Annotated in this window: 4 protein-coding genes; 3 read left to right on the plus strand and 1 reads right to left on the minus strand. The window is 59.9% G+C overall.

What is annotated here, in order from left to right; translation table 11 throughout:
• Positions 1-420: 420 nt before the first annotated feature.
• Positions 421-3,582: a TrlF family AAA-like ATPase gene (locus QMB55_RS00005; RefSeq protein ID WP_497586602.1), complete on the minus strand. Its 3,162-nt coding sequence runs from the start codon at positions 3,580-3,582 to the stop codon at positions 421-423.
• 651 nt (positions 3,583-4,233) lie between these two features.
• On the opposite strand from QMB55_RS00005, the gene QMB55_RS00010 reads away from it, so the two are divergent.
• From QMB55_RS00010 to QMB55_RS00020, 3 genes are all read left to right on the plus strand, one after another.
• Positions 4,234-4,875, plus strand: a complete 642-nt coding sequence (locus QMB55_RS00010) for a hypothetical protein (protein ID WP_288023626.1) — start codon at positions 4,234-4,236, stop codon at positions 4,873-4,875.
• Positions 4,872-5,984, plus strand: a complete 1,113-nt coding sequence (locus QMB55_RS00015) for an ImmA/IrrE family metallo-endopeptidase (RefSeq protein ID WP_288023628.1) — start codon at positions 4,872-4,874, stop codon at positions 5,982-5,984. Before QMB55_RS00010 ends, QMB55_RS00015 begins: the two co-directional genes overlap by 4 nt.
• A gap of 80 nt (positions 5,985-6,064) precedes the next feature.
• Entirely contained in the window at positions 6,065-7,165 is a 1,101-nt protein-coding gene (locus QMB55_RS00020) for a hypothetical protein (protein ID WP_497586603.1), read from the plus strand.
• The last annotated feature ends 42 nt before the right edge of the window (positions 7,166-7,207 follow it).

A 7,207-nucleotide genomic window follows, 5' to 3' on the forward strand; every position in this document is an offset into this window, starting at 1 on the left:
GGGTCGGACCTTCATCGCCGCGAGGCAGGGGCAGGCGTCGAACAAAGCTAAACAAGTGCTGCCCGTCGCCCTTACAGCATAGCAGCCACCCAAGCGACGGCTCCGCTCTGAAACCTGCCGGACAGCCGATGCGAACTGCTCGGCCTCAGCTGCCGGTGGCTTGATGGCGCACTCAGGCAGCAATGTGCTGGGCACCAGCCGTTCGAGCGTCAGGCGACGATGAACGGCGGCTTCTCCATCCTGCCAACTGGAAGTACCGACCCTCAACAGCCGTTCGGATTTTTCGCCCCAATGACCGGAGTGCAGCGGAAGCCATCACACGCGGCTGCTTCCGCTGCGACCGTCAACCGACATTAAGCAGTCGTTCAGTGTGACCAACGGCGGTGGATTTAGGGCCCAAGTGCCCCCAGCCCATTACCATCAAAGACCGTACTTGCGCTTCCGATTCTTAAAGGCCGGCTCGGTGCCTTCAAGGATTTCAACGACTATGTTTTTGATCACTGGCGACTCGATACCACCAGAAACGTAATTGAACGTATTGGTCGCCTTGTCGCAGGTCGCGCAAATGATCTGCTCGGCGTCGCAGACCACCGCCAAGTTTGGGTTGTGCGTCACCATGATGACTTGGCGCCGCTGCTTAGCCGCCTTGATGCACTTGACCAACACCTTGAAGATGGTCTGGTTGTCTAGGTTCTCCTCGGGCTGATCGATGATGATTGGGATGTCATCCTTGTCCACGAGTAGGTAGAAGACGAGCAAGAGCAGGCCACGCTCGCCGGGCGATAGTTGGCTGATCTCTTGCTGGTCGAACGTCAGCGAATACCTCGGCGCCAGATAACTCATGCCGTAGAGGTAGTCGAGGATGTCTTGAGGCTCGCCGCCCTTGCGGAGCTGATCGCCGATCCGGGTCTCGCGGTTAGCACCGGATTCGCGTCTGTCGTAGTGCAGCATGTCGTCGATGGTTTCGAGGAATTTCAGAGTCGAGTCCACGTCTCCGAAGTTGACCTCCTTGAGCAGCCCGCGCATGAGCTGGTTGCTCTCGTCCACGCCTGAGAAGCTGCCGCGCGACTGCCGATTAATGCGGAGGAAGAACTGCTCCTGGAAGTTCGACTCTTCGATGCGCACGTCGAAGTCCAGCGGTAGGTGCATCTCCATCTGGGCAGCGGACTTGACGAACTGCTGCACCGGCTCATAAAGCCGGCGGTATTCCTCGACGGTCTTACCGATCTGATCATGGACCGCCTTGGCGAGCTCTACCCGGCTCGCGCGTAGAGCCGTCAGCTTGCTGGGCAGGGCGTTCAATGACTCGATCTCGGCCTTGAACCACTCAATCGACTGTGGCTTGTCCTTGTTTCCAACAAGCACCTCCTTGGACTGCTCCCACTTAGCGACCTGATCCTTGAAGAGGATGAACAGGCGCTGCCTTTCGCCGAGCTTGCTCCTGATGTTAGCCATCGCTGCCTCGGCCACCTCGCGACGCTTGAATAGGCCCGTAGGCTCCTGATCGGCGAGTGCTGCGTCCACGCCGGCAATCGACTCTTTGGCGGCCTTGGCAAGCGCGTCGAGTTTCGTGGTGTCGATTTTCAACTCGACCACCTCGGAGGCCTTCAAGTCCGCACCGGCCTCGGCCAGCATGGGAGCTAACTCCATCAGAAATTGGTCGTGGACCTTCTTGTGGTTTGTGACGGCTTGGACAATTCGGCTCAGAACGGCTTGGCGCTTGGCGTCGGCGGCCTTTTTGTCGCGAAGCAGCTTCTCTTCTTCTCGCAGCCTTTTGAGTTCGTCCTCAAGCGCCTGAATCTTCTCGGTGGCGGCCTTCGATTCTTCCTGTGCTGCTTCTGACTCCGTGGGGTCTTCCACCGAGGTGGGCTTCGACGCCACCAGGGCGTTGAACTCGGCGATCTTGGCGTCGAGCTGCTCTTGCAGCGACTGTTTGAACTCCGGCGTGAGCCGGCGCTCGGTCTGCAAGATTTCGGCATTGGCCTTCGAGATCTCCTTGATGACCTGCTCCCGCGCGCTGTCAATCTCGGCGACCTTGAAATCGAGAAGTTCGTCCATGGAGGTGTAGCCCAGGCGGGCTTCTTCCGGAACGTGCGTGTAGATGATCTTGCGCAGCTCGGTGTCGAACGTCGCCGAGCCGCCGTCGCCGAGCTCGTTGCACAGCGTTTCAAGGTAGCTCTGCGGCAGATACTTCACTCGCTCCACGCTGGTCTCGGACGGATCTTGGTCAAGCGGACGTTCGGATTCGGTACCGTCGTACCAGCACAGCGCGCCGAGGAAGTGCTGCGCGAGCTTGTTCCTCGGATTCCGAAAGCGCGTGTCTTTGAGGAACGAGAAGCTCTTGAAGTTCTTCGTGTCGCCGGCTAACGCGGCGATGTCGGCCATCGCGCTCTTACCGCTGCCCTTGTTGCCGATGATGGCGACCAAATCATGGCTCAACGGCATATCCACGTTGAACCAAGTATCTGCCAGCGTGGAGCCGGGCTTACGGCCGATGCGGATCTTGGCTGCGTATTTGGTACGGTTGGCCTCGACCAGCAGGCGCTTGGGCGGCGCGTCGCCGATGAACACGCGGTCCTCGAATTCGGTGATGCTCTGGACCAAGCCGTCGAAGGTAGCGTCGGCTTTGATCCAGGTGAAGCAGTTGCCGATGCGGTCCTTGTTCTCTGAGCTGCTCGGCGCGTGGGCGTCGGAGCAGTCGAGTAGCGTGGCCTTTACGTTGGAATCTGAGAGCTTCTTGCGGGCCGCATCGTATGCGGCCGGATTGGCGGAAGCAGTGAAGACCAAGTCGGCCCGATTGATGATGTTGCGCTTCTCGGCGATGGACTGGTCATCCCATTTCAGGTTGTCCCATTCGGTCTTGCCTACCGCGACCAGGTTTTTTCCAGTGAAGTAGGGCTTGTCAAGAGCCTCGAGCACCTTCTCCAAGCTCACGCACAAATTGTTGAAGCCCTCCTGCAGGTACGGAGCGTAGTCCCCTCGCTTGTCAGTCGGCGCCGACTCTACGATCATCTTTCCGAGTTCGAACAAGCTGTCGCGGGTGATGACTCCTTTCCATTTGCCGCCCCAGTCGCTGGAGTCCGGGATCAGTTGGTAGCTGGGCGTCAGCGAGTTGAGAAATTGCTGCTGGATGACCTCGGGGTCCATCGCGTCGAAGATGACGTGCAGGTTGATTCGGTTCCAGCCGGACTGCGAGTAGGTGCCGTCCTTCTCCTTTTTCACCACCCCGGCGAACTTGTCCAAGCGAAGCTCGATGACGGGCAGCAGCAGGTCGATGTTTCTTAGTCGACCTTGTTCGAGCTTGGCTTTGCGCGCCCGTGCGTATCCATCAATGAAGATGTAGTCGTTAATGCCGATGGCCTTGAACTCGGGCGGCAGGGACTCGAGGTCTTGAAGGAAGGCTTCCCATGCATCGTCTTGATTGGCGCCGGGGTAGTTGTGCACGACCGACGACGGCGTGTGGACGTGCAAGTCCCACTTTTTCCAAGTCGAGCCGGCAGGATCATTCGCCATTCTGGTCTTCCTGAGTTGTTGTCCGATACAGGCAGTGGTTTCTTCCAGCTGCGGGCGTTTCGTCTTCAAGGTCACTGCGTTATCTGAATGGCAACTTGATGAGCCTGACTAACAAGCGTTCGGAGCGCGGCCCGAACGGCATTTCGACGATGCTAATAGAATATCTTGGTGTCGGGCGCGCGCGGGGAGGCGTGAAGTCCAAAGGCATTATTGCCTAACCTGAAGGTGATGAGGTTTGTACCATACCCCGCCGATACGTCAGTGGCCCAGCCTCAACGTATAGCGACTGCTTCCATTTGCCTCGTCAGCACAAATGACCAATCGCTTCGAATCGAAAGCCGCCGGCCAGCACTGCTCGCGGCGAGCGGCAACAGCCAGCCTTAACCGGCCCGACCGGCTTGACCGACGAACAGCGCCCGATGGCCGGACTGTGACCTTCACTCTCGAACTCGCTGGTCAGCTTGGCTGAGCCACCTGCGACCGTCTTGAGCCCACCCTCAACGGCAGTTCGGGTTTTTCGCCCCAATGACCGGAGTGCAACGGCTGCAGGCGCTCCGCGCTCCAGCGCGAGTGGCAGCACGTACCCAGCCTGGTACTTCAGCATGGGATCAAGCGGTCGCTCAGCCCCTTGCGGATATTAAGAAAGGAGGAAGTCCAACTTCCTGTTTGTCAATATCAATTGTGGTAAGATTTCGGGAAGCTGAACTTCCGGAAGCCACCATGAATGCCATTCTGCACTCTGAACCCTCCTCTGTCCTCTCACGCCTGCAGCAGCTCGGCTTGACCGAAGCGGCGCTGCTGCGAGCAGTCATGGCTGGCTACATCGCCAAGTCCAACTGCACCGAGAACCACCCCCCGCTGTTCCCGCCCATCGCGGCGTGGAGCGAAGCAGTTCGTACGCTGCGTGACGTGCTGAAGCCCGAGGGTTGGACGCGCTTCAACGACCAGAACTCGCCGAAGACCGTGAGCCCCGACGGCTCGATCTCGATCATCGTCTCCACCGGCAACGAGGCAACTGGCATTCCGCACGCTGAGCCTGCTACAACCTCTTCAAAAGGACCGAACACCGCAGGCGCCATCGAGATCAACCGGAGCTTGCAGCTCTACCTGCCGGGCATGGAATCGCCCGTGCCGCTTCAAGACGAAGACGAGAAGGTGACGACCTGGATCTTGCTGGCACACCACGCGAAGAACGAGTTGCGTGCGGAGCTGTCGTTGCCGCTGGACGTCGGTAGCGACGGCCGCGTTTCCGTGTGGCAGGAACGGATCATCTTGCGGGCTCTGCCGCTCGATGGCGAACAGGTGGTGATCACGCCCCCTGTCCAGCCTGACATCGACGTTGCGGTTCGGCGGAAGGCATGAGCTACGGTGCAGAGTTCAACCCGAACCGCCTAGGCCTTGCTCGTCGACGTCGAGGGCTCACAAAGAGGAAGTTGGCAGAGCTCATCGGCGCAGATGTGCGGGCGGTTACCGCGTACGAGAGCGGAGAGTACAAACCTGAAAGAGAACGGCTCCTCGCTCTAGCTGACCAACTGCACTTCCCGGTGCAGTTTTTTGTTGGATCGGACGTACAGGAGGTGACACCCGACGTAGTCAGCTTCCGCTCCATGTCGAAGATGACCGCCGGCCAACGGGACGCAGCGCTAGGCGCTGGCGCGGTTGCGCTCATGCTGAACGAGTGGATCGAGCAGCGCTTCGAGTTGCCGGCGGCGCAGTTGCCTGACCTCAGCCAAGAGTCCAGCCCTGCTGCGGCTGCAGCCGCACTGCGCCGAATCTGGGGTCTCGGCGAGTTGCCGATCAAGAACATGGTGCATCTGCTGGAAGCGCGTGGCGTGCGGGTGTTCTCGCTGTCGCTGGACACTGCCCACGTGGACGCCTACTCCATGTGGCATGCGTCTACGCCGTTCGTGTTCCTCAACACGATGAAGTCCTGTGAACGCAGCCGCTTTGATGCCGCCCATGAACTCGGGCACTTGGTCCTTCATCGTCATGCTGGCCCGAAGGTCAAGGACGCCGAGCGCCAGGCCAACGAGTTCGCATCGGCGTTTCTCATGCCGGAAGGAAGCGTTCTGGCCAACGCGCCTGTCATGGCCACCGTAGACCAACTGGTCTCACACAAGGTGTTCTGGACCGTCTCTGTCGCAGCGCTTGCCTACAGGCTGAAAGATCTGAAGCTTGTCAACGAGTGGCACTACAGATCGCTGTGCATCGAGATGGCGCAACGTGGCTACCAGAAGTCAGAGCCAAATAGCGCGCCCCGGGAGACGTCACAGGTCTTCCAAAAGGTGTTCGCCGCGCTGCGGGAGGATCGCATGACGCGCGCCGATGTAGCCGATCAACTCGCCGTACACGTCAACGAACTCGACGAGTTGGTCTTCGGCTTGGCGCTGACCGCGCTGGTAGGTGATGCGCAGGCGCAGAGCCGCCCGCGACGGCCAGTGCTGCAAGTGATCGAGGGGGGGCGTGAGTAGGACTGCCTCATCAGTCGGGGTGCGGGTTCTGAACACACGGCGAAGACAAAGACTATCGGATTAAGGACAGGGCGAGGAGTATGTTCGGCACCATCGACAAGAGCAAAGGACTTCTGTTCGTCACTCACGATCTCGACCATTCCATACGACTAACCTTGAAGAAGATGCAACGGGAGGTCGAAGGACTCGACGAAAACCGGCTTCTCAATACACCCCCCGAGGACCTGAAGCACTACTTGGTTGAGAAATACGGCATAACGCCGATCACGCTGCAGCGAGACCAATGGTATGCCAATCACGAGGATGTGCCGGTCGATGTCCGGCACGATCCGATGCGCTGGATCGACGACCGAAGCCGCCCTGTCATGGTGGCGGGCGAGCGCGTCGAGGTCCGCATCCCGTTTGAGGGCGAGAGCGAGTTGTTCTACGCGAAGGCCAGCACCTACTCGCTCAACCCGCCCCGCGCCGTCATCGAAAAGAACGAGGTCGTTCTTCGGTACGACACACCTGCCGACCAGCCCCGCGACATCCGAGCGCTTGTCGAACAGACCCTGAAAGAGATTGAGCAGCATCTGGGATGGCAGCGTGCGATGATCGACACGCACAACCAGAACCTCCCCGCCGCTGCAGGGCAGTCGATCCACCAGCGGCGCGAGCGGCTGCTCGCGCAGTCACAGCGCGCGGAGGCGCTCGGTATCCCGATCCGGCGACGCGCCGACGCGCCGAAGACCTACGCGCTCCCGACGATCAGGCGCAAGGCAATCCCGACCCTGCCGCCTACGACAACGGCGCAGTTCAAGCCGGAACCGGCGCTCGCCATGGAGTTGTACGAGCACATTCTGAAAGTGGTTCAGGACATGGCGCTTGTGATGGAGCGCAGCCCCGATGCCTTCAAGGCCATGAACGAGGAAGCCCTGCGGCAGCACTTCCTTGTGCAGCTCAACGGCCAGTTTGAGGGAAAGGCGACGGGCGAGACCTTCAACATGGGAGGTAAGACCGACATCCTTCTACGGGAGGGCGACCGCAACGTCTTCATTGCCGAGTGCAAGTTCTGGAAGGGGCCGAAGGCGTTCGGCGAAGCAATCGACCAGCTCCTCGGCTACGCGACCTGGCGCGATGGCAAGACGGCGATCCTCGTTTTCAATCGCGGAACCGAGACCTCGACCGTCCTCACCTGTTAACGGCGGTCGATTCCCGCACAAATCCGGCGTCCACCGCCGGCA

The sequence above is a fragment of the Propionivibrio sp. genome, from assembly GCF_041441355.1.
Classification (GTDB): Bacteria; Pseudomonadota; Gammaproteobacteria; order Burkholderiales; family Rhodocyclaceae; genus Propionivibrio.